The sequence below is a fragment of the Bacillus sp. FSL E2-0195 genome (assembly GCF_038003645.1).
In the GTDB taxonomy this organism is placed as follows: domain Bacteria; phylum Bacillota; class Bacilli; order Bacillales; family Bacillaceae_G; genus Bacillus_A; species Bacillus_A mycoides.
Genome location: NZ_JBBOPN010000001.1, coordinates 2,209,942 through 2,230,272, shown reverse-complemented (window position 1 = coordinate 2,230,272; position 20,331 = coordinate 2,209,942). Strand labels below are relative to the sequence as shown.

The window sequence follows — 20,331 nt, the reverse complement described above, 5'->3', positions numbered from 1 at the left end:
ATTTAATATACCTTTAATTACTTTAACTTCAGTATTACATATTAATGGTGTGTTTTATTATCAATCTCTATTTCCTATTTTTAATTTCCTCTTTCATACTTTCCACAAACGCATCTAGTTCAACAACTTCTGACTTCTCTTCACCATATTTCCGTACATTTACAGCTTCGCTTTCCATTTCCTTATCCCCAATAACAAGAACATACGGAACTTTTTGCATTTGCGCTTCTCTAATTTTATATCCTAACTTTTCATCTCGTATATCTCGTTCGACACGAATTCCGGCTTGTGCTAATTTATCTGCAATCCTATTTACATATTGTTCATGCACTGCATTTGAAACTGGAATTACTTTCACTTGAACTGGTGCCACCCATGCTGGGAACGCGCCTCCAAAGTGCTCAATTAATATTGCTAAAAAACGGTCTAAAGATCCTAAAACTGCTCGGTGAATGACAACTGGTCTTCTTTTTTCATTATTTTCATCTATATAATTTAAATCAAATTTTTCTGGCATTTGGAAATCAAGTTGGACTGTTCCGCACTGATGACTTCTATTTAAAGCATCTTTAATATGGAAATCAATTTTCGGACCGTAGAATGCACCGTCACCTTCATTTAATCTATATTTATAATTTAATGACTGTAATACATTTTCTAATGCCAATTCTGCTTGCTCCCATAATTTATCATCACCCATTGAATCTTCTGGACGAGTAGAAAGCTCTACTTCATACTCGAAACCAAAAGTTTTATACACATAGTCAATTTGCGCCAACACTGATTTGATTTCATCTTCAATTTGTTCTGGTGTTACAAATAAATGAGCATCATCTTGGCAGAAAGTACGAACTCTTAATAATCCGTTTAAAGCGCCACTAAATTCATGTCGATGCACTTGACCGAACTCACACATACGAATCGGTAATTCACGATAAGAATGTAATTTATTTTTAAACATAAGCATATGGCCTGGGCAATTCATCGGTTTTAACGCAAAACTTTTATGATCTACTTCTGAGAAATACATATTGTCTTTGTAATGTCCCCAGTGTCCTGACTTCTCCCATAATTCTTGATTCATCATAAATGGAGTACGCACTTCTTGATAATTGTACTCATTTTGAATTTCTCTTAAAAATGCTTCTAATTCATTGCGAATAATCTGTCCTTTTGGCAAGTAAAAAGGCATTCCCGGAGCCTCTTCCGAAAACATAAACAATTCAAGTTCACTACCTAATTTCCGATGATTTCTCTTTGCGGCCTCCTCAACAAAATGTAAATACTCTTCTAATTTTTGTTGAGAAGAGAAAGCAACACCATATATACGCTGAAGCACTTGATTGTTACTATCACCTCGCCAATATGCACCAGAAACATGAGTTAATTGAAATGCTTTCAAATAACCAGTAGATGGCAAATGTGGTCCTCTACATAAATCTACAAATTCACCTTGTTTATACAGTGTTACACTTTCTCCATTAGGAATTGCTTCTAAAAGCTCTAATTTCAAACTATCATTCATTTCTTGAAACAATTCTTTTGCTTCTTCTCGAGAAACCTCAACTCGCTCTATCTTTACATTTTCATTTATAATATTTTTCATTTCTTTTTCTATTTTCGGTAAATCTTCTACGTTTACACTACTTGGAAGATCCATGTCATAATAAAATCCATTTTCAATGACTGGCCCTACACCAAGGTTTACATCACCATAAATTCTTTTTACAGCTTGCGCTAATATATGTGCCGCAGAGTGTCTTGCAATTTTTACCCCTTCATCTGAATCCATAGTAATGATTTCAACTTTCGCACTTTCTTCAATGTTTCGTCGTAAATCAAAAGACTGATCATTAACTTTTCCTGCGACTGCTTTCTTTTTCAAGCTACTACTAATTGCCCCAGCAATTTCTTCTAAAGTAATGCCTTTCACAAATTCTTTAACGCTACCATCTGGAAATTTAATTTCGATCATCTGTTCTTTCATTTTTCATCTCTCCATTTCATAATAAAAAGCACACTCATCCCTAAAATAGGGACGAGTGTGCTTTTACCCGTGGTTCCACCCAGATTCCCATCGCAAATATACAATGGCTTCTTTTACGGTAACGTCGTTTACACGGCACTAGATACTTGATTTCCCCAGTGCAGCTCTAAGGTGGTAAGTTATTTTACTGCGTTAGGAAGTTCTCAGCTTTTCTTCCTTCTCTGTATAACCGTTTAAAATAACTCGTGTCCTTTTCTTCGCTTATTATGAAATAAAATATAAAAAAGCATATTCATCCCTAGTAAATAGGGACGAATATGCTTATATTCGTGGTTCCACCCAGATTCCCATCACAAAAAACATAATGGCTTCTTTTGCGATAACGTCGCTTACACGGCACTAGATACTTGATTTCCCCAGTGCAGCTCTAAGGTGGTAAGTTATTTTACTGCGTTAGGAAGTTCTCAGCTTTCCTTCCTTCTCTGTATAACCGTTTAAAATAACTCGTGTCCTTTTCTTTGCTTTTGTAACAAATACATTTATTGTTATTTAATATATCCTATTCATTTTATTTTTACAAGTGTTAAAAATATATCTTTTATTCAAAAAAAAGAAACCAAAAACATTTTTTGGTCTCCCCTTCTCTTTTTTACCAATCTTGTGGTTCGTAATTTAAGTCTGAAAATAGGCGTTTTTTCTCTTTTTTCGATAAATCTCTCCACTGTCCGACTGGTAAATTATTCAACTCAATATTCATAATTCTCGTACGTTTTAACGTGTATACTTGATAACCCAAAGCTTCACACATACGGCGAATTTGACGATTTAGCCCCTGTGTTAAAATAATTTGGAACTCATATTTTGATAACTGTGTTACTTCACAAGGAAGTGTTTTTGTATCTAAAATTTTAACACCTGCTGCCATTTTCTCTAAAAACTCCGGTGTAATCGGCTTATCTACTGAAACGATATATTCTTTCTCATGTTTGTTTTCAGCACGTAAAATCTCATTAACGATATCGCCATCATTCGTTAACAAAATTAAACCATCTGAGTCTTTATCGAGACGTCCGATGTGATTAATTCGTAAAGGATGATTCACTAAATCGATAATATTACCTTTTACGGCTTTTTCACTTGTACATGTAATACCTACTGGTTTATTTAAAGCGATATACACATGGTCTCGAGCAATACGAAGTTGCTCTCCATTTACTCGTACGTCATCACCTGGATTTACTTGGTCACCAATTTTTGCAACCTTACCGTTAATAATTACTTTTCTCTCGTTAATTAACTTATCTGCTCCACGTCGAGACGCTTTTCCAGCTTCACTAATAAATTTATTGATACGCAAGTTAGGCACATCCTTTTCATAAAAAATTTCAAGCTCACACTGCTTCTACCGTACAATACAAAAGGGTAAGCCTCCTATTATAACTTAAATATATTAACATGAAAGGGTATATGACGTCTTCACTTAATTACATGTTTACACGAAAATAATTGGTCCTCTTTTCCTTTTCACCTCAAACTGTTTAGCAGTCAATAGATTAACCCTTGAATATAACATCATTTATTTACTTTTTTCATAGATAATATACCGATATAAGTTTGATTAATCATGCCTAAATAACTCACAATATGTGAAAAATAAAAAAGAACCCTTTTGAAAATAATCAAAATGGATCCTTCTTCAACTAAACGAATACTAGTTTTTATACAAAAGTGTTCAATAATTATAATCTTTGATAGAAAACATCGTTCAACAAACAAAATAATCTCGAACTCCCCTAATTTTTTACGCTTCACTATTTTCTTCACATACTCCAAAAAGAAGCCCTTGATTATCTATACAATAAGCAAAGTAACCCATATTAGGAATAGCAGTTTTAGGTACAACTACTTGTCCACCATTTTCAATAACTTTATTTATGTACTCATCAACTGAAGGTACTTCAATCGAATTAGTTGTCCTAGTAGCACCATCAGGTGATTTCATTAATCCACCATCGATACCAGGTCTATCACTCTCACCTGTAATTATGAACCAATAGTCATGTGGCCCAGGCATTTTTTCAAACTTCCATCCAAAACTATTTGTATAAAATTGAATAGCTTCTTCAGGGTTTGGGACTTGCAATTCAAATCTTAAAACTCTACTCATTTAAATATCTCCCCTCTTATTCTTGTACAAAGTAATTATACAAGAACTAATGTTCTGTATCGAATTTTTCGAAACTAGCTACTTTAATAAGTTCTAACTTTATTTAGAAGCGGCAACAGACCATTCTTCCTCCCGAATAACTCTCTTCCCATTTATATTTTCAACATACTCATTTACATTTGCTAACTGATATAACTCTGGGAAAATTTCTTTCATATAGAGTTCATGTGCTATTTCATCTTGCCAATACGTTAATACTATGTAACGATTTTCAGTCTTTAAAGACTTCCCAACAACTCCACCTAACATTCCTTTTGCATTTTCCATTCCTTTATTCCAAATTGTTTCTTGCGTATGTAAAAAATACTTTTCTTTTCCTTCTTTCACATCGCAAATTGCAACTCTTACAAATGATCCTTGTGCAGTTACGTCTTTCAAAGGAGTTTCTGTTATATCATACAACGTTTGAAACATTTCAATATTACAGGAAATATATGTGCCTTCTTGATTACTATTTAAAAAAATTGTATCATGAGCATCATTCATGAATGATTGATATGCATTTCTATCTTCCCATAAAGTATATACACACGCTTCCCCTTCATTCCACCCACCAAATTGTCCATAGAATCCGTCTAAATACTGTAAATCACGCCATTTTTCTTGCGCATCAGAAAACAATTCCCTTTTCTCTTCTTCCACCTTGCAAAATATTGTTTTTAATAGCATTTCTAATCCCCCTTATGATACGGTTCATTTCCCACTTGCAATACTTTCTATTTTTCCACCAACGCAAACATTAATTTTACTCTCAATCACCTCTGCTTCTATATGTATTAGAGAATGGCGATTTATCTCATCCCCTTGTCCAACATGCATATTTATCTTTTTCGTTCCAAGATAACGATATTTTATAAGATACGCCGCTAAACATCCATTTGAGCTTCCTGTTGCCACATCCTCTGTGATTCCATAATAATCTGCAAAATCACGGACATTAAGATCATTGATTTCCCAACTAGAAAATCCCTAATTTTCCATAAATAACGCAAGTTGATTACCTGAATACTTGCCTTGCGAGAATACATCCACAATGTAAAAATCCCAATATCTCTCCTCTCTTCTATTCTTCAACATAATCTGTTTACATAACGAAATTATAGTTTATTAAATTTGTATATTTTTCAAAGAATCCTCTGCTTTTTCTATCAACCAATCACCAAACGTATCTAAAAATGATAAGATTTCTTCTATATCTTTTATCGGTTCAATTACATATTGTAGTGCTTTCCTCATATTTTTTTCTTGTTCGGGAAAATGCTTACTAAATAACTCATATGCTGGATATAAGTCCCTGGAATACAGCCCTTCTCTATCAATTGTTAATGCTAGACCTGCCCTGACTACAATCTTCATGATCCAACGACAACAATCCTCTATATCATCCACGTCCTTATTATGAATTAACTCTTCGTGTGTTTGTTCAATTTGTTTCCGCAAATGAATGAGATGTTCATACGCTATCTCCTGACTTACTTTATATTTAGGTAAATATAATTTTACGTCTTCACCTAATATACATACACTATGTGTCTGAATCATAAATCCTATAAAAGAAAAATCCTCTGAGTTTATTACTTCTTTTTCACTATAAAAACTTAATTCCACTCCTGATATACAATTAAACTGCTGTGTAATTTGGACTTCTAGCTCCTTGCTCCAGCTTAAGTCAATTACTTGAGGATTCTTTCGAACTAATATAATCATATCTACATCTGCAACCCCTTCTATCCCAATCCCTCTTGGAATAGAACCCCTTATATAAACACTGTGCAAATCATCCCGCAAAAATTGACAACAAGTATCCTTTATTTCTTGTATTACCTCCAAAAACACAGGCTGAATTTTATTAAAATGTGCATCGTTTATAATAAATCCTTCATCATCCACAGGACAAAAACGCCCTATTTTTTTTATTCTTGGCAATTTATCAACTCATTTCCCTATAAAATATTGGTTTATTCCACACATACAACAATTATAATTCAAATAATTCAGAATTGAAAATTTGAAAGTAAGACATAAATAATCCTACATTGTTACGTCCTATCTCTTTTATCACCATTCATTTTTCGAATATATAATAAGTAATCTCTCCTGAGATCATAAAATAGAAGATAAATTAGGAATACCAAAAAAATAAGTTTATTTACTATTTCAAAATAAAAAATGATTGCATTTCACTAATTGTATATCTATAATGTTTTTATTGATTCTATACAGAATCAATGCGTTTAAGTTTTTAATTTTATAATTCGGATGAACCATTCAGGAGAAGGTCTATTGATCTACCGACGGGGCAAAAAGTTGCTGAACCAACTTTGAAACTCTCAGGTCTTGTTTACAAGTAGAACTGCATGGGGACGAATCTCTGGAGAGACTCCCTCTCGCTTAATATAGCGCGGAGGAAAACGAGCACCGAAGGAGCAAATCCGCTAATCTAGCGGATAATCTCTCAGGTAAAAGGACAGAGACAAGCGAAAGAAAATGCCGATTTGTATCGGTTTATTTTTCTATCCCTTGTTTCTCCAGAGACCATTTCATTTCCTTGAAGTGGTTTTTATTTTTTCTAAAAAAGGAGAATACAGATGGAGACAGTAAGTAAAGTATTAGAACAAATTAATCAGTATGTGTGGGGGTTACCAACTTTGTTGCTACTTGTTGGAACTGGTATCATTCTCACAGTGCGCTTAAAAGGTTTACAATTTAGTAAACTAATATACGCTCACAAACTAGCTTTTAAAAAATCAGAGGATACATCATCTTCTGGAGATATTAGTCACTTCCAAGCACTGATGACAGCTATGGCTGCAACGATTGGTATGGGAAATATAGCAGGTGTCGCAACTGCTGTGACAATCGGTGGACCCGGCGCAATCTTTTGGATGTGGATTACTGCTTTATTTGGAATGGCAACAAAGTATGCCGAAGCAATCCTTGCGGTGAAATACCGTGTTAGTAATGAAAATGGTGAATACTCCGGTGGACCAATGTATTATTTAGAACGTGGTTTAGGGAAAAAATGGCTGGCTGTTTTATTCGCTATATTCGGCACAGCTGCTTCTTTCGGTATCGGTAATATGGTTCAATCTAATTCGGTTGCAGAGGCAATGCGAATCAATTTTTCTTTCCCTCCTGCATTAACTGGTATACTCATGTCATTCTTAATCGCTATCGTTATTTTGGGCGGTGTAAAAAAGATTGGTAGAGTTACTGGATATATCGTTCCTATTAAAGCATTCTTTTATATAATCGCTGGCCTTATTATTATTTTCTATCACTTTGATCAAATTCCAGAAGCATTTTCACTTATTTTTTCTGGTGCATTTCAAGGTACTGCAGCTGCTGGTGGTTTTATCGGAGCAACAGTTGCATCTGCAATTCAAATAGGAATGGCACGTGGTGTATTTGCTAACGAGGCTGGTTTAGGAAGTGCTCCTATTGCTGCGGCTGCTGCCAAAACAGATTCACCTGCAAAACAAGCTTTAGTTTCTATGACTGGTACTTTTCTAGATACATTTATTGTATGTACAATTACGGGGCTAGTATTAATTACTACAGGCGCATGGAAATCAGGTAAAACTGGTGTTGAAGCTACAACATTAGCATTCCAATCCGTATTCGGTACTGCTGGTAGTATGATTCTCGGTATCGCCATTATATTATTCGCCTACTCTACTATTTTAGGTTGGTCGTATTACGGAGAGAAGTGTGTAGCTTATTTATTTGGACAAGGTGCTGTACGATATTATAAAGCAATCTTTATCGTTATGATTGCAATAGGTGCTAATTTAAAGCTAGGTGTCGTATGGACATTTGCCGATATTGCAAATGGACTTATGGCGATTCCAAACTTAATTGGTCTAATCGGATTAAGTGGTATTGTTGTCGCTGAAACGAATCGCTTTTTACAAGCAGAGAAATTGAAAGAAAGTCATAAAAAACAGGCAAGTTAATCACTAAAAAAAGGAATGGCTCATTTATAATAAGCCATTCCTTTTTTCTCTATTTCAATTCCTTTCCCTCCTGAACCATATGTAAATAAAGTACAAAATCCATCATTGTAGATGAATAACCAAGTTGACGGATCATTGCTGTTATATTCCCTCTATGATATGTACCATGATTTACGACGTGTTGCACTAACTCTAAAATGGAAGTGTCTAATGCACCTGCATATGGGTTCTCAATAACAAATACAGTATTTACGTCTTGTATTCTACTTAAAAATTCTTTATATTGATTTGCCATGTTTTCAAACATTTTTTCTAATTCATGTAACGATTTAGTTTCGATTTGTTTTCGTAATTTTTCTCGGTCTTGTATTACTTCACTCATACTTTTACCATGCAATATGTGTAACCACACTTGATCTGTAATATAAATATGTACAAAAGTATCCTTAATTGATGGGAATACACTCTGTATCTGTTCATTAAAAATTGTCTCATAGTTTGGTAACTCTTTTAGTCGGTTGAATAATCGTGTATTAGCCCAAGCATGGTAATCAAACTGTTTTAACATGTAATCTTTCAATCTAAATCTCCTCCTTATTGTATGAAACGAATGTTTTGCTTCTTCATTTCCGATTCTCTATCAGCTTTTACAATCCCTTTTTCTTTAACTTCATGTTTATTTATAGTTTTATATTTTACATATGTATAAAATTCCGTTTTAAATGGAAACGATGTAATTTGAATTGTTTCTTCATCCACCCATTCAGCTTGAATAGGCTTCTCCCCCTTACTATTAAACATTTCTGTTCCTTCAAAACCATCTTTAAATAAATCAATTTCATCTTTCTTTTTTACACCAGGTTTATTCATACATACATATAAAGAAAGTTCATCACAAAACTTTAATAATCTATAATGTTTATCAAACATCGCATATTGTTCTTTTGTTAACGTTTTCAAAATTCTTTTTTGTCGTTCCAATTCATTTTTATAAAAAGACATCATCTCTTCATCTTCCTCATTTAATGAAAATGATAAAAAGTGCTTACTACAAAGTAGCGCCCCGTATGGATTTGACTCTTCAATTGCATTCAAACCAATCGTATAAAAAACAAAGCGTAATGAACTTGGACAATCCATAAATGTATATGGAATATTTTTAGTATCATTCAAAATTGGTACTTTATCAAGCTCTATCCATCCTCTATCATGCTCATATATAGCATCAATTGTCTCTTTTAAGTATATTTTATCTTCAAAAAAATCTTCTATTATATGTCTTGCAATTTCACCAGCTAAAAAACCATGATCATGTTGACGAATTAATATACTTTCTTTCTCATTCTTTTCACGAAAAATCATCCGTATATTCCCCCTCATCCTCATATTACAGCTTGTTGTATGCATCAATTCTTAATTAATCCCTAAATATTAGCAGGGATTCAGTTTCTTTCAACGAAATTAACATAAACATACAGCATTCTTTCTAATCACAAAGTTAGCTTTATCTTTACTAACCATTATACTAAAACATTCATTCTAAAAAAATTTTTATGAGGTGAAAACATGAACAAAACAGAATTAGTTAAAAATGTAGCACAATCAGCTGATATTTCTCAAAAGGATGCTTCTGCAGCTGTACAATCCGTATTTGACACAATTGCTAATGCATTACAATCTGGCGATAAAGTGCAACTAATCGGCTTTGGAACTTTTGAAGTGCGTGAAAGATCTGCTCGTACAGGGCGTAATCCGCAAACTGGAGAAGAAATTCAGATTGCTGCTGGTAAAGTTCCAGCATTTAAAGCAGGAAAAGAATTAAAAGAAGCTGTTAAATAAACAAGAAACCAGCCATTTTATAGGCTGGTTTCTTGTTTATTATTTATTGTTTATTATTTATTGTTTATTGTTTATTTCTTATTTAAGCAGTTCCTTTATATTCTCTGCATGATACACTTCACAAATATAAAATACACATTTGCAGTTACTTACAATTTGATATTTTCTAGTTGGATAAACATTCGCCGCAACAGAACATCCATCAAACAATTCGATAATATTTCCAGATGGCTGATATCCTTCATATAATACGTTTCTTCTTACTTCCATCTTTTCTATAAGGTTTTCAACAGGAATATTTCCACTCTCTAATTCACTCTTTATTGTATCCGGTAAAAACGAAGTGTCTGCAAAAATTAGATTTTCAGATAACACCTTACCTTTATAACTAACATTAGATACGCGATAAAGAAATGTTCCGTTTTTATCAAAGAAATTCTTTGCTTCTTTCGGAATGTATTGTCTATCGAGCGCTTCCTGTTCAAGTACATCAAACTGAACTGTATCTTTTACAAGTTTTTCTAAAGCTAGAATAGATGACGTATTTCTAGAAAACAACATATCTTTAATTGCCTGTACATTATAAGTTAATTCAGTTTTTCTATTTTCCGCTACTAACATGAGGAACACCTCTTCTATAAGAAATTTTATTAAAAATTAACGATGATTTAATAGCAATCCCGCGTCTAACTGCGTAATTTCAGTTACTTCTTTACTAAATATTGCAATGGAAGCCATATAATCTAAACTAGGTCTTACATCTTCCATCATTGTATTTTCTGCTAACTCTTGTCTATCTTTAAAAATCAACAATTTTGGAGGGGCATTTGGAGCTGATACTGTAATTTCTACTGGTGGGATCAATAGTCCTTCACCTGTCGCTTTCAGCACTGCTTCTTTTCGAGTCCAATATGTTAAAAATCCTTCTAGTCGCTGCTCATCAGGTAATTTCATAACTTGTGCTATTTCAATGTCTGTTAATACGCCCTCTGCCATTTTCATAACATCTACATTTGGATTCATTTGCTCAACATCAACACCCACAGGTGCAGATTTAGTAAATGCAGCAACAACCCACTCACCCGAATGTGAGACTGATATTTGCGGCATCCCTTCTGGTAACTGTGGTCTGCCATGTTGTAATTTACATACTGGGCACATTCGATCAATTGGCACTTGAACTGGCGACATAGAAAGTACCTTTCCAAGTACTAATCTACTAATTACACAACCTATTATAAAACGCGCACGGTCTGCCGAATGATGATATGAATTTGCTTTCTCTCGCTCTACATCATTTAGTAAATTGCAATGCCATGATTGTAAATCTGAAATTCTTGCCCACCATATTTGACAACTATTCTCATTAAGGGTTGGTACAGAATCTACAACTTTACTCTCTATCATGTAAACTCTCTCCTTTTAAATGCCAATATTACTTTATTTCAAAAGAGTATTAGCATGCTGCAACTCATTCATTTACAACTTCTTTCTCTTTTTGTAATACAGATAACGGCTTTTTATTCTTCTTTGACATTACCTCTTTATCAGAAATACGTAAAGAAAATAGTAATGCTATGAGTAAAAATATTGCTGATCCAATTAATGCTGCTTGATATGGTAAAAAATCTGATTGTGCATTATTCTGTACGTTATTACTTCCAAAACCAGATAGTATACTAGCTAAAACAGCAACTCCTATTGCAGATCCTAATCGGTTTTGCACATTGAATATAGTAGTTGCTCTCCCCATAGAAGGTGGTGCAATATTGTTAAAAGCAGAAAATTGAACCGCACCGACAGATTGACCTAAGAAAATACCAATGCCAAACAATAGTGCCCGAATTTGCCATGGATTCGTATCATGATTTACAAAACTTAATAAAATAAAGATAACCGCTGTACTTACTAATCCAATAGAGATTACCTTTCGAGCTCCTAATTTCTTATATGACCATGGTATAATCTGCGAAGAAATCATTAATCCAATCGCCTCTGGGAATGTAGTAAGACCCGATTCCAGCGCGGAAACTCCTATTACATTTTGATACATAAGCGGAAAAATAAATAACATTCCTAGTAAACCAGCTGATGAAAACAACGAAATAAGACTCATTTTTCTAAAGACCGGTTCTTTTAATAAGTGCAAATCTAACATCGGTTGCTTTACTTTAAGTTCTACAATAATAAACAATGTAAGTAATACAATCCCAGCTATCCCAATACTAATTATTTCTGGAGAAACCCAACCTTTTGACGGGCCTTGACTGAGTGCATAGATGAGCATCGCAAAACCTGGTGCTGAAAGAACAAAACCGAGAGAATCAAAACGACCAGCCGATTTTTCAATATGCTCTGCTAAAAATAGAAGTCCAAATAGCAACGCAATGATACCAAACGGCAGATTAATATAAAATGCCCAGCGCCAAGACATTTGATCTACAAAGAAACCGCCAATAATTGGTCCGATCGCTGGTGCTACAGCAATTGGAAGTACAATAAATCGAGAAATTTTTGGTCTTTCCTCTGGTGAAAATGTTCGGAATAACATCGCCATCCCGACTGGTGTTAAAAGTCCGCCACCAGCACCTTGAATGATACGAAAAATATTTAATGAAGTAATATCATTAGCAATTCCACATAGTGCAGATGCAATTGTAAAAACGAAAAGGGCAGTTAAAAATACTTTTTTCGTACCAAAGCGATCTCCTAACCAACCAGAAATCGGAAGGAAAATAGCTAAGCTAACTAAATACCCAACATTTACAGTCCCCATTGCAGATGGGGGCACTTGCAGTTCTTTGCTTATCGTTTGCAGTGCTACATTCACAATCGTTGCATCCATCGCAGCCATAAACATCGCTGTTATATAAACGATGCTTACAACTACTTTTGGATTTATTTTTACTTTCATTATTGTTTTCCTACTAATATTTTTTCGCTAATTTGATTTTTTTTCGGCTCTAAATCATTCCAGTTAACTTCAACGTATTCTAAGCAAACTTGTCTGCTAGCTTCTTCATGTACGACATTCCATCCAATTGGTACATCGAGAAAGGCAGGCCAGAGAGAATACTGGCCCTCCTCATTCATTAATACTTTATATGTGTAATTATCATTTTCAAATGGATTCGTCATACTTTACTTACCCCTTTCTTATTCTGCAAATATTTCGCTAGCACTTGTCCAATTTCTGTAAGTGGACCTGGCTGACATAAATCTTTATGTCTACAATCAATGTCATGCTGCACGATTTCCCCGTCTAAATAATTTAGCCACGTATTTGGAGAAATAGGATCAAACCAGTCTGGTATAACAGTAGATCTAAAGAATAAAATATCCCCGTTATAAACTTTTGGCACGTATTTCCCTAACAACCCTACTGAATTTACATATGTTTCTTTCAAGTTTAAAATAGTCTCTTCCTCAAGACTTGCTAATGCACTTCCATCTTTGCGAAGTATTGCAACCGCACTTTCCATAGTAAGTGGTTTACCATCCATGTTATCTGGATCATATCCACCTAAAGCAAGTAATGCGATTAACGCTTCTTCTTCAGTAGGTGCTTCCGTATTCGGTAAGAAGTGACCAGGATACGAATCCAGCATAACGAGTAATTCTACTTCTTCCCCTTCATTTTGAAGTTGCGCCGCCATAGCATGAACAACATTTCCTCCAAGCGACCATCCGAGTAAACGATATGGTCCGTGAGGCTGTATTTCACGAACGTGTTTTAAATAATCCGCCGCCATCTCCTCTAAGCTTTTTGGAAGTTCTTCATTTTCAGCGATACCACGTGCTTGTACACCATAGATTGGATAATCTGTTCCTAAAGATTTCATAAGTCCTGCATAGCACCAACTTAATCCACCTGCTGGATGTACACAAAATAGTGGTAATTGATCTCCGCTTGCTCGTAATGGAAGCAACACATCAAGTGCACTTTGACCATTCCCCATTTCAAGTCTTTCAGCAAGACCTGCAACAGTAGGTGCTGCAAATAAAGTTCCGATATTCAGTTCAACCCCAAGTGCCTCTTTAATACGGCTCATCAGCTGCACTGCAAGAAGTGAATGACCACCAAGATCAAAGAATCCGTCATCAATTCCAATTTGAGACACACTTAAAACTTCTGTAAACAAGTCGCATAACATTTCTTCTTGCGGTGTTCTTGGTCCGCGGCTAGAAGATGATGCAATAAATTCTGGAGCTGGCAATGCCTTTCTATCTAATTTACCGTTTGGAGTTAAAGGTAACTCATTTACTACTACAAAAGCGTACGGAACCATGTAATCTGGTAAACTACCTCCTGCATGCTGACGCATTTCATTCGTATCAATCGTTTCATTATTTGATGCGACTATATAAGAAACTAATCGTTTATCCCCTGGTTGATCTTCCCGTACAATAACTGCTACTTGTTCAACTTTAGGATGTTTCATTATTACCGCTTCTATTTCCCCTAATTCAATTCGGAATCCACGAATTTTAATTTGATGATCTGCACGTCCTATATAATCTAACGTCCCATCTTGACGCCAGCGCGCTAGGTCTCCTGTACGATACATTCTTGTACCTGGCTTCCCAAATGGATCTGCGATAAAACGTTCAGCAGTTAATCCTGCTCTTCCTAAATATCCACGAGCCAGTCCTGCACCTGCAACATACATTTCTCCAACTACTCCAGGTGGCATCGGTTGTAAATAGTTATCTAATACGTATACTTTAAGATCCGGTATACTGCACCCGATTAAACTATTTGCTCGTAAAGAGACGATGCTCTCATCTAATTCAATATAACTAACATGTACCGTCGTCTCCGTTATACCGTACATATTAATAAGCTTCGGTGAGTTATGAGGATGACGACTATACCAATCTTCTAATCGACTTAGTTCAAGTGCTTCTCCTCCAAAAACAACATATCGTAAAGATAATTTTTGACCAATCTCTTCATTTTCACGATCTGCTTGCATCAATTGATAGAACGCTGATGGAGTTTGGTTTAAAACAGTCACCTTTTCCTTAACAAGCAGTTGTAAAAATTCTTTCGGCGAGCGACTTACAGTATGTGGTACTACAACTAAACGCCCTCCATATAATAAAGGTCCCCAAATTTCCCAAACCGAGAAATCAAAAGCGTATGAATGGAACATCGTCCACACATCGTCTGCGTCAAATTGGAACCAATGATCAGTTGCTCCTAAAAGTCTTACTACATTTTGATGAGGTATCATAACCCCTTTCGGTCTACCTGTTGAGCCTGACGTATAAATAACGTAAGCAATATGTGAAGGAGATAACGGCTTCATGCGCTCCATTTCATCTATATTGTCTTCACTATATTTCTCAATTTCTTCTATTACGTTCACATCATCAACTAAAATCTTTAGTGCTTCATCACATTCAATTTCCACATCTGAATTTGTTAAAACACATGATGGTTTCGCATCGTGTAGCATAAATGAGATACGATCTGACGGATAATCCGGATCTAACGGAAGGTATCCCGCACCAGCTTTAAGAACAGCAAGTAAGCTTACAACCATATTTAAAGATCTCGGCATCGCTAAAGCAACAAGTTGATCAGGACCGATTCCTTTCGCTATTAACAAACGAGCTATTTTATTCGCTTTTCTATTTAACTCTTCATAAGTTAGCTTTTCATCTTCAAAGACGACAGCAATAGAATTTTGATTTACATGAGCCTGCTTTTCAAATAATTGTGGCAATGTCATTTCAGGTACAATTTGAAAACCACCATTCCACTTTTCTAAAACTGTATTTCGCTCTGCTAAAGTTAATATTTCTAATCTACCAATTGATTGATCCGGATGTTTCTCTGCATCATCTAATAATAGAATGAATCGTTCTATTAGTTTTTGAACCGTTTCACGTTTATATAAATCGGTACTAAACTCTAACAATCCGTATAAGCCGTTTGGAGTACCATCAACTCTGTTACTCTCGCTAATTTCAAATGTTAAATCAAATTTTGCAGAACCAACACTTTGAATTTCAAGGCTTGCTTCTAAATCCGGTACATTAAACGTTGCTTCTGGCGTATTTTGGAAAGCTAACATAACTTGAAACAGCGGATGACTATTTCGAGTTCGTACTGGGTTTAACACTTCAACAAGTCGTTCAAATGGAACATCTTGATTTTCATAAGCTGCAAGGTTTACCTGTTTCACTCTATTTAATAATTCTTTAAAACTTGGATCTCCTGATGTATTTGTGCGTAACACTAATGTATTTACAAATAAACCAACTATATCCGTGAGTACATCGTCGTTTCTTCCAGCAATCGGACTACCTAATGGTATATCAGTTCCAGCACCTAATCTTGTAAATAAGGCACTTAGTCCTGCTTGCAACACCATAAACAAACTAACTCCATTTTTACGAGCGAGCTCCACTAACCTACTATGCATACCTTCATCTAAATGAAAATGAATTGTTTCCCCGCGATAACTAGTTTCAATTGGGCGCTGATAATCTGTAGGTAACTCCATTTGATCTGGTAAACCTTTTAACTCTTCTTTCCAAAAATCTAATTGTGTTGAAATAATACTGTCTGGTTTTGTTTCATCACCTAATAGCTGTTGTTGCCATAGTGAATAATCTGCGTATTGAACTGGAAGGGTTTCTAGTTGAACACTATCACCTTGACATCGTGCTTTATAAGCCGCTGTAAAGTCTCTCGTTAACGCTTGTAATGACCATCCATCTCCTACAATATGATGCAAAAGAATTAGTAAAACATGTTCGTTTTCACTCACTTTAAAAAGTTGCAAACGAATTGCTGGTTCGATATCAAGATTAAAGCTATATCTTACAGCTTCAGACAGTGTACTTTCTAATTCATCCTTACATGTATTTGTTATAATCATTTTTAAATTCAATTTATCCATTTCTAGAATTCTTTGATATGAACTGCCAAGTGAATTCGGGAAAATCGTTCTAAGTGTTTCATGTTTCTCAACTACATCATAAAAGGCACCTTGCAGTGCTTCCTCATTCAATTTTCCAGACATACGAATGACTAACGGAATATTATAAGTAGGACTTGGACCTTCTAAACAATTTAAGAACCATAACCTGCGCTGTGCAAATGAAAGTGGAACTTCATTTGGCCTACTTACTTTCTTAATAGCTGGTCTTGCGCTTTTTGCACGATCCAACTGGTTCGCTAATTCAGCAACAGTTGGTGATTCAAATAGCTTTCCGATTCCTAATTCTACACTTAACGTTTCACGAATTCTTGCCATTAAACGAGATGCAAGAAGCGAATGGCCGCCCATTTCAAAGAAATTATCATCTATACTAATTCGCGAAACACCAAGTACTTCTGCAAATAAATCACATAGTATTTCTTCTTTCGGATTTCTAGCAACTCTCTCATTGTTCATTCCATTAAAATCAGGAGCAGGTAATTTCTTTCTATCAACCTTACCATTTGGTGTTAATGGTAATTCTTCTAGCACAACAAATGCTGATGGTACCATATAATTCGCTAAACTTTCTGAAACATAAGAGCGAATTTCTGAAAGATGAATCATTTCCTTCTCTTCGGCAACGATATACGCAATGATTCGTTTATCATTTGGACGATCTTCTCGTACCATTACCACTGCTTGTTGTATATTTTCATGTCGTTGTAATACCGTTTCAATTTCAGCTAATTCAATTCGGAAACCGCGAATTTTAATTTGATGATCTGCGCGACTAATGTACTCTAACACACCATCCTTACGCCATTTCACAAGATCACCTGTGCGGTACATACGTGCTCCAGCTTTTCCATAAGGGTTTGCAACAAACCGTTCAGCCGTTAACGCTGGTTTTCCTAAATATCCGTTCGCAAGTCCTTCTCCTGCAATATATAATTCACCGATAACTCCAGGTGGAACAGGCTGTAACCCTGCATCCAAAACGTACACTTCTGTATTCCAAATTGGTCTTCCAATAGGAGGTATACCATTTTCACTGTCATCAATATTCATGAAAGTAGACCAAATAGTCGTTTCAGTTGGTCCATATAAGTTAGTTATAGAGCAACCTAATTCTTTTAATTTATTTGCTAAATGTGCCGGAAGAGCTTCACCGCCAACGAGTACGTTTAGCCTTTGTAACCTCTCTGGATATTCAGTTATTAACGCCTGCCAGAGCGTCGGTGTAGCTTGCATAATTGTCGCTCTTTCTTCTTGTAACAATGTCGTTAATGCAGAAGGCTCTTGGATTACCTCTTTTTGTGCAATTGTTAAACTTGCACCACTAATAAGAGGTAAATAAATTTCTAGAGCAGAAATATCAAACGCAAACGTTGTAACTGCTAATAAATGATCGTTTTCATTTAATGAAAACATATCTTTCATAGCTAATAAGAAGTTACTTAAACCTTTCATAGTAACAATTACACCTTTTGGATTTCCGGTTGATCCTGAAGTGTAAATTGTATAAGCTTGGTTTAAAAGTGATTCATCATTTTTAAATGGTAGATTCATATGAGAATATGTTTTTAACGCTATTTTCGTTTCTTCGCTATCTAATATGATTTCTTTAATATCATTTTCTATAACTAAAGTAGATGAAACAGATGAATGTGTTATGATACAAACTGGATTTGCATCATTTACTATATAATGAATTCGCTCGGCTGGGTATTCTGGATCTATCGGTAAATACGCTGCACCAGCCTTTAGAACTGCTAGCATACTAACTACCATTTCTATTGATCTTGGAAATACTAAGGCTACAAACTGATTTACTTCTATTCCTTCTTCTAATAAATAGTGTGCTAGTTCATTCGCTCGTTCATTTAGCTCTTTATACGTAAGTTTTATCCCGTTACAAGTAACTGCTATTTTATTTGGATTTTTTTGTACTTGTTTTTCAAATAATATAGGTAGATTAATTAGCTCTTCAGCTTTCTTCGTTTCATTCCATTCCAATAAAACTTTATGATTTTCTTCAGGAAGAGTAATGTTTATTTTTCCAATCGGCTCGTCTTTATGATAATTATTTATCACTAATTCTAATAGACTCATAAATCTTTCTTTATGCAATGCTAGTTCCGCGCCGTTATATACTTCCGGATTCGCATCAAAATGAATCATTAACTCATTTTCATCGAAACGTTTATATACATTTATCGATAAATCATCAACAGGTCCTGCTGATAAATTATGTGTAATACCACGATTCCCAGCAAAGTTAAGCCCATAATCAAAAGGCATAACATTCACTAACGGCCCAAACAACCTTTGATTTTCACCTAGTAACTTTAAGTCTCTTCTTAATTCCTCATGACGATATTTATGATGACGACGTACGTCTCGAATTTCTTTAGAAACTTGCTGTATTAATTCTGCAAAAGTTATATTTGGAGTTAACTTTAGACGAAGTGGAACTAAATTCATTACCATGCTTGGTGTATGAATAGATACAGAACCAAGACGCCCCATCATCGGTAAACCTAAAACAATATCATTTGCACCTGTTAATTTATGCATGTAAATACTCGTTACGGCTACAACAAATTCGGGCCAACTCGTTAACGAAATATTAATATCTTCTAGTAAAGTTTTTGTACTAGCATTTGATAGATAAGCAGTTTCTCGTAAAAATCCATTTGATGTTCTCGGCGCTCGTTCTGCTAAACTTATAACTTCCGGTTCATCTGCAAACTTTTCTAGCCAAAAAGTACGATCTTCCTGAAATTGTTTAGATTCACGATACTCATTATCTTCTTGTACAATTTTTGCAAGAAAACCAAATGGCTTTTCATTCTTATTTGTTTCTTCTATAAGTGATGTATACTCATTCGCTACCTTTTGGCTAAGAAGTGAAAATCCATAGCCATCCATCACAATGTGATGGATGCGCTGATACCAAAAGAAACGATTATTTTCAACTTGAATAAGTGCTTCAGTAAATAATTTATCTTCTTTTAAATCTATCGGTACAGATAAATCATTTTTCATCCATACTTTAGCAGCTTCTTCAGGATTTTCTTCTTTACGAACGTCAATAAAATGCATATGAAACGTTGACGATTCCTCAATAACTTGCCATGGGCCAATTTCATCCTCTTCGAAACGAACATGAAGTGCTTCTGCTTCTTTTACCACTTTACGTACAGCTAACTCGAAAATTTCATGATTAATATTTCCGTTTATTTCTATATATTCCCCAGTATTATAAATCGGATTAAGCGGATCTAATTGTTGCGCAAACCACATACCAGACTGCGCAGATGATAACGAATGACGAATCTTTTGACTATTAGGCATTCTTTACTACCCCTTTATTATGTAGTC

At 34.9% G+C, this 20,331-nt stretch carries 15 protein-coding genes, 1 riboswitch and 2 other annotated features; of the genes, 2 read left to right on the top strand and 13 right to left on the bottom strand.

Features of this window, described 5'->3' with window-relative positions; translation table 11 throughout:
* Positions 1-67: 67 nt before the first annotated feature.
* From thrS to MHH59_RS11485, 6 genes are all read right to left on the bottom strand, one after another.
* A complete protein-coding gene (gene thrS / locus MHH59_RS11515; protein ID WP_144512331.1) occupies positions 68-1,987 on the bottom strand; it encodes a threonine--tRNA ligase in 1,920 nt (639 codons plus the stop codon).
* A 44-nt stretch (positions 1,988-2,031) separates the two neighbouring features.
* Positions 2,032-2,254 (bottom strand) — a binding site (T-box leader).
* Positions 2,255-2,291: 37 nt separating this feature from the next.
* Positions 2,292-2,515: a binding site (T-box leader), on the bottom strand.
* Between the two features lie 121 nt (positions 2,516-2,636).
* Positions 2,637-3,344 carry a pseudouridine synthase gene (locus MHH59_RS11510; RefSeq protein ID WP_002085707.1) on the bottom strand — a complete coding sequence of 236 codons (708 nt, stop codon included), beginning with the start codon at positions 3,342-3,344 and terminating at the stop codon, positions 2,637-2,639.
* Positions 3,345-3,788: 444 nt separating this feature from the next.
* Positions 3,789-4,154, bottom strand: coding sequence for a VOC family protein (locus tag MHH59_RS11500; protein WP_002031902.1), 366 nt, complete (start codon positions 4,152-4,154; stop codon positions 3,789-3,791).
* 99 nt (positions 4,155-4,253) lie between these two features.
* Positions 4,254-4,883: a YdbC family protein gene (locus tag MHH59_RS11495; RefSeq protein ID WP_002085712.1), complete on the bottom strand. Its 630-nt coding sequence runs from the start codon at positions 4,881-4,883 to the stop codon at positions 4,254-4,256.
* Between the two features lie 24 nt (positions 4,884-4,907).
* On the bottom strand, positions 4,908-5,165 hold the full coding sequence (locus tag MHH59_RS11490) for a PhzF family phenazine biosynthesis protein (RefSeq protein ID WP_078178853.1): 258 nt from the start codon (positions 5,163-5,165) through the stop codon (positions 4,908-4,910).
* A gap of 156 nt (positions 5,166-5,321) precedes the next feature.
* Positions 5,322-6,140 carry a hypothetical protein gene (locus MHH59_RS11485; protein ID WP_002168437.1) on the bottom strand — a complete coding sequence of 273 codons (819 nt, stop codon included), beginning with the start codon at positions 6,138-6,140 and terminating at the stop codon, positions 5,322-5,324.
* Between the two features lie 435 nt (positions 6,141-6,575).
* Positions 6,576-6,695: riboswitch (glycine riboswitch) on the top strand.
* 107 nt (positions 6,696-6,802) lie between these two features.
* Between MHH59_RS11485 and MHH59_RS11480 the strand changes: the two genes are divergently transcribed.
* Entirely contained in the window at positions 6,803-8,170 is a 1,368-nt protein-coding gene (locus MHH59_RS11480) for an alanine/glycine:cation symporter family protein (protein WP_002012784.1), read from the top strand.
* 49 nt (positions 8,171-8,219) lie between these two features.
* On the opposite strand, the gene MHH59_RS11475 is transcribed toward MHH59_RS11480, so the two are convergent.
* Together MHH59_RS11475 and MHH59_RS11470 are read right to left on the bottom strand one after the other, a co-directional pair.
* A complete protein-coding gene (locus tag MHH59_RS11475) occupies positions 8,220-8,750 on the bottom strand; it encodes a DinB family protein (protein WP_002085719.1) in 531 nt (176 codons plus the stop codon).
* Positions 8,751-8,764: 14 nt separating this feature from the next.
* A complete protein-coding gene (locus MHH59_RS11470; protein WP_002168438.1) occupies positions 8,765-9,532 on the bottom strand; it encodes a DUF3891 family protein in 768 nt (255 codons plus the stop codon).
* 204 nt (positions 9,533-9,736) lie between these two features.
* Between MHH59_RS11470 and MHH59_RS11465 the strand changes: the two genes are divergently transcribed.
* Positions 9,737-10,009, top strand: coding sequence for an HU family DNA-binding protein (locus MHH59_RS11465; RefSeq protein ID WP_002012780.1), 273 nt, complete (start codon positions 9,737-9,739; stop codon positions 10,007-10,009).
* Positions 10,010-10,087: 78 nt separating this feature from the next.
* On the opposite strand, the gene MHH59_RS11460 is transcribed toward MHH59_RS11465, so the two are convergent.
* The 5 genes from MHH59_RS11460 to MHH59_RS11440 form a co-directional block, all read right to left on the bottom strand.
* Positions 10,088-10,630 carry a hypothetical protein gene (locus tag MHH59_RS11460; RefSeq protein WP_002012778.1) on the bottom strand — a complete coding sequence of 181 codons (543 nt, stop codon included), beginning with the start codon at positions 10,628-10,630 and terminating at the stop codon, positions 10,088-10,090.
* 36 nt (positions 10,631-10,666) lie between these two features.
* Positions 10,667-11,416 (bottom strand): 4'-phosphopantetheinyl transferase Sfp, encoded by a 750-nt coding sequence (gene sfp, locus MHH59_RS11455; RefSeq protein WP_340851224.1) that lies wholly within the window; start codon positions 11,414-11,416, stop codon positions 10,667-10,669.
* Between the two features lie 64 nt (positions 11,417-11,480).
* Entirely contained in the window at positions 11,481-12,923 is a 1,443-nt protein-coding gene (locus tag MHH59_RS11450; protein ID WP_002185912.1) for an MDR family MFS transporter, read from the bottom strand.
* Positions 12,923-13,147 (bottom strand): MbtH family protein, encoded by a 225-nt coding sequence (locus MHH59_RS11445; RefSeq protein WP_000184075.1) that lies wholly within the window; start codon positions 13,145-13,147, stop codon positions 12,923-12,925. Before MHH59_RS11445 ends, MHH59_RS11450 begins: the two co-directional genes overlap by 1 nt.
* Positions 13,144-20,304 carry an amino acid adenylation domain-containing protein gene (locus tag MHH59_RS11440; RefSeq protein WP_098632273.1) on the bottom strand — a complete coding sequence of 2,387 codons (7,161 nt, stop codon included), beginning with the start codon at positions 20,302-20,304 and terminating at the stop codon, positions 13,144-13,146. The genes MHH59_RS11445 and MHH59_RS11440 overlap by 4 nt, the downstream gene beginning before the upstream one ends.
* Between the last annotated feature and the right edge of the window lie 27 nt (positions 20,305-20,331).

Bases quoted from the DNA above. Each gene is read 5' to 3' on its own strand.
- MHH59_RS11460 (WP_002012778.1), bottom strand. From the start codon at position 10,630: ATGTTAGTAGCGGAAAATAGAAAAACTGAATTAACTTATAATGTACAG.
- MHH59_RS11480 (WP_002012784.1), top strand. From the start codon at position 6,803: ATGGAGACAGTAAGTAAAGTATTAGAACAAATTAATCAGTATGTGTGG.
- MHH59_RS11450 (WP_002185912.1), bottom strand. From the start codon at position 12,923: ATGAAAGTAAAAATAAATCCAAAAGTAGTTGTAAGCATCGTTTATATA.
- thrS (WP_144512331.1), bottom strand. From the start codon at position 1,987: ATGAAAGAACAGATGATCGAAATTAAATTTCCAGATGGTAGCGTTAAA.
- sfp (WP_340851224.1), bottom strand. From the start codon at position 11,416: ATGATAGAGAGTAAAGTTGTAGATTCTGTACCAACCCTTAATGAGAAT.
- MHH59_RS11495 (WP_002085712.1), bottom strand. From the start codon at position 4,883: ATGCTATTAAAAACAATATTTTGCAAGGTGGAAGAAGAGAAAAGGGAA.
- MHH59_RS11465 (WP_002012780.1), top strand. From the start codon at position 9,737: ATGAACAAAACAGAATTAGTTAAAAATGTAGCACAATCAGCTGATATT.
- MHH59_RS11500 (WP_002031902.1), bottom strand. From the start codon at position 4,154: ATGAGTAGAGTTTTAAGATTTGAATTGCAAGTCCCAAACCCTGAAGAA.
- MHH59_RS11440 (WP_098632273.1), bottom strand. From the start codon at position 20,304: ATGCCTAATAGTCAAAAGATTCGTCATTCGTTATCATCTGCGCAGTCT.
- MHH59_RS11445 (WP_000184075.1), bottom strand. From the start codon at position 13,147: ATGACGAATCCATTTGAAAATGATAATTACACATATAAAGTATTAATG.
- MHH59_RS11470 (WP_002168438.1), bottom strand. From the start codon at position 9,532: ATGATTTTTCGTGAAAAGAATGAGAAAGAAAGTATATTAATTCGTCAA.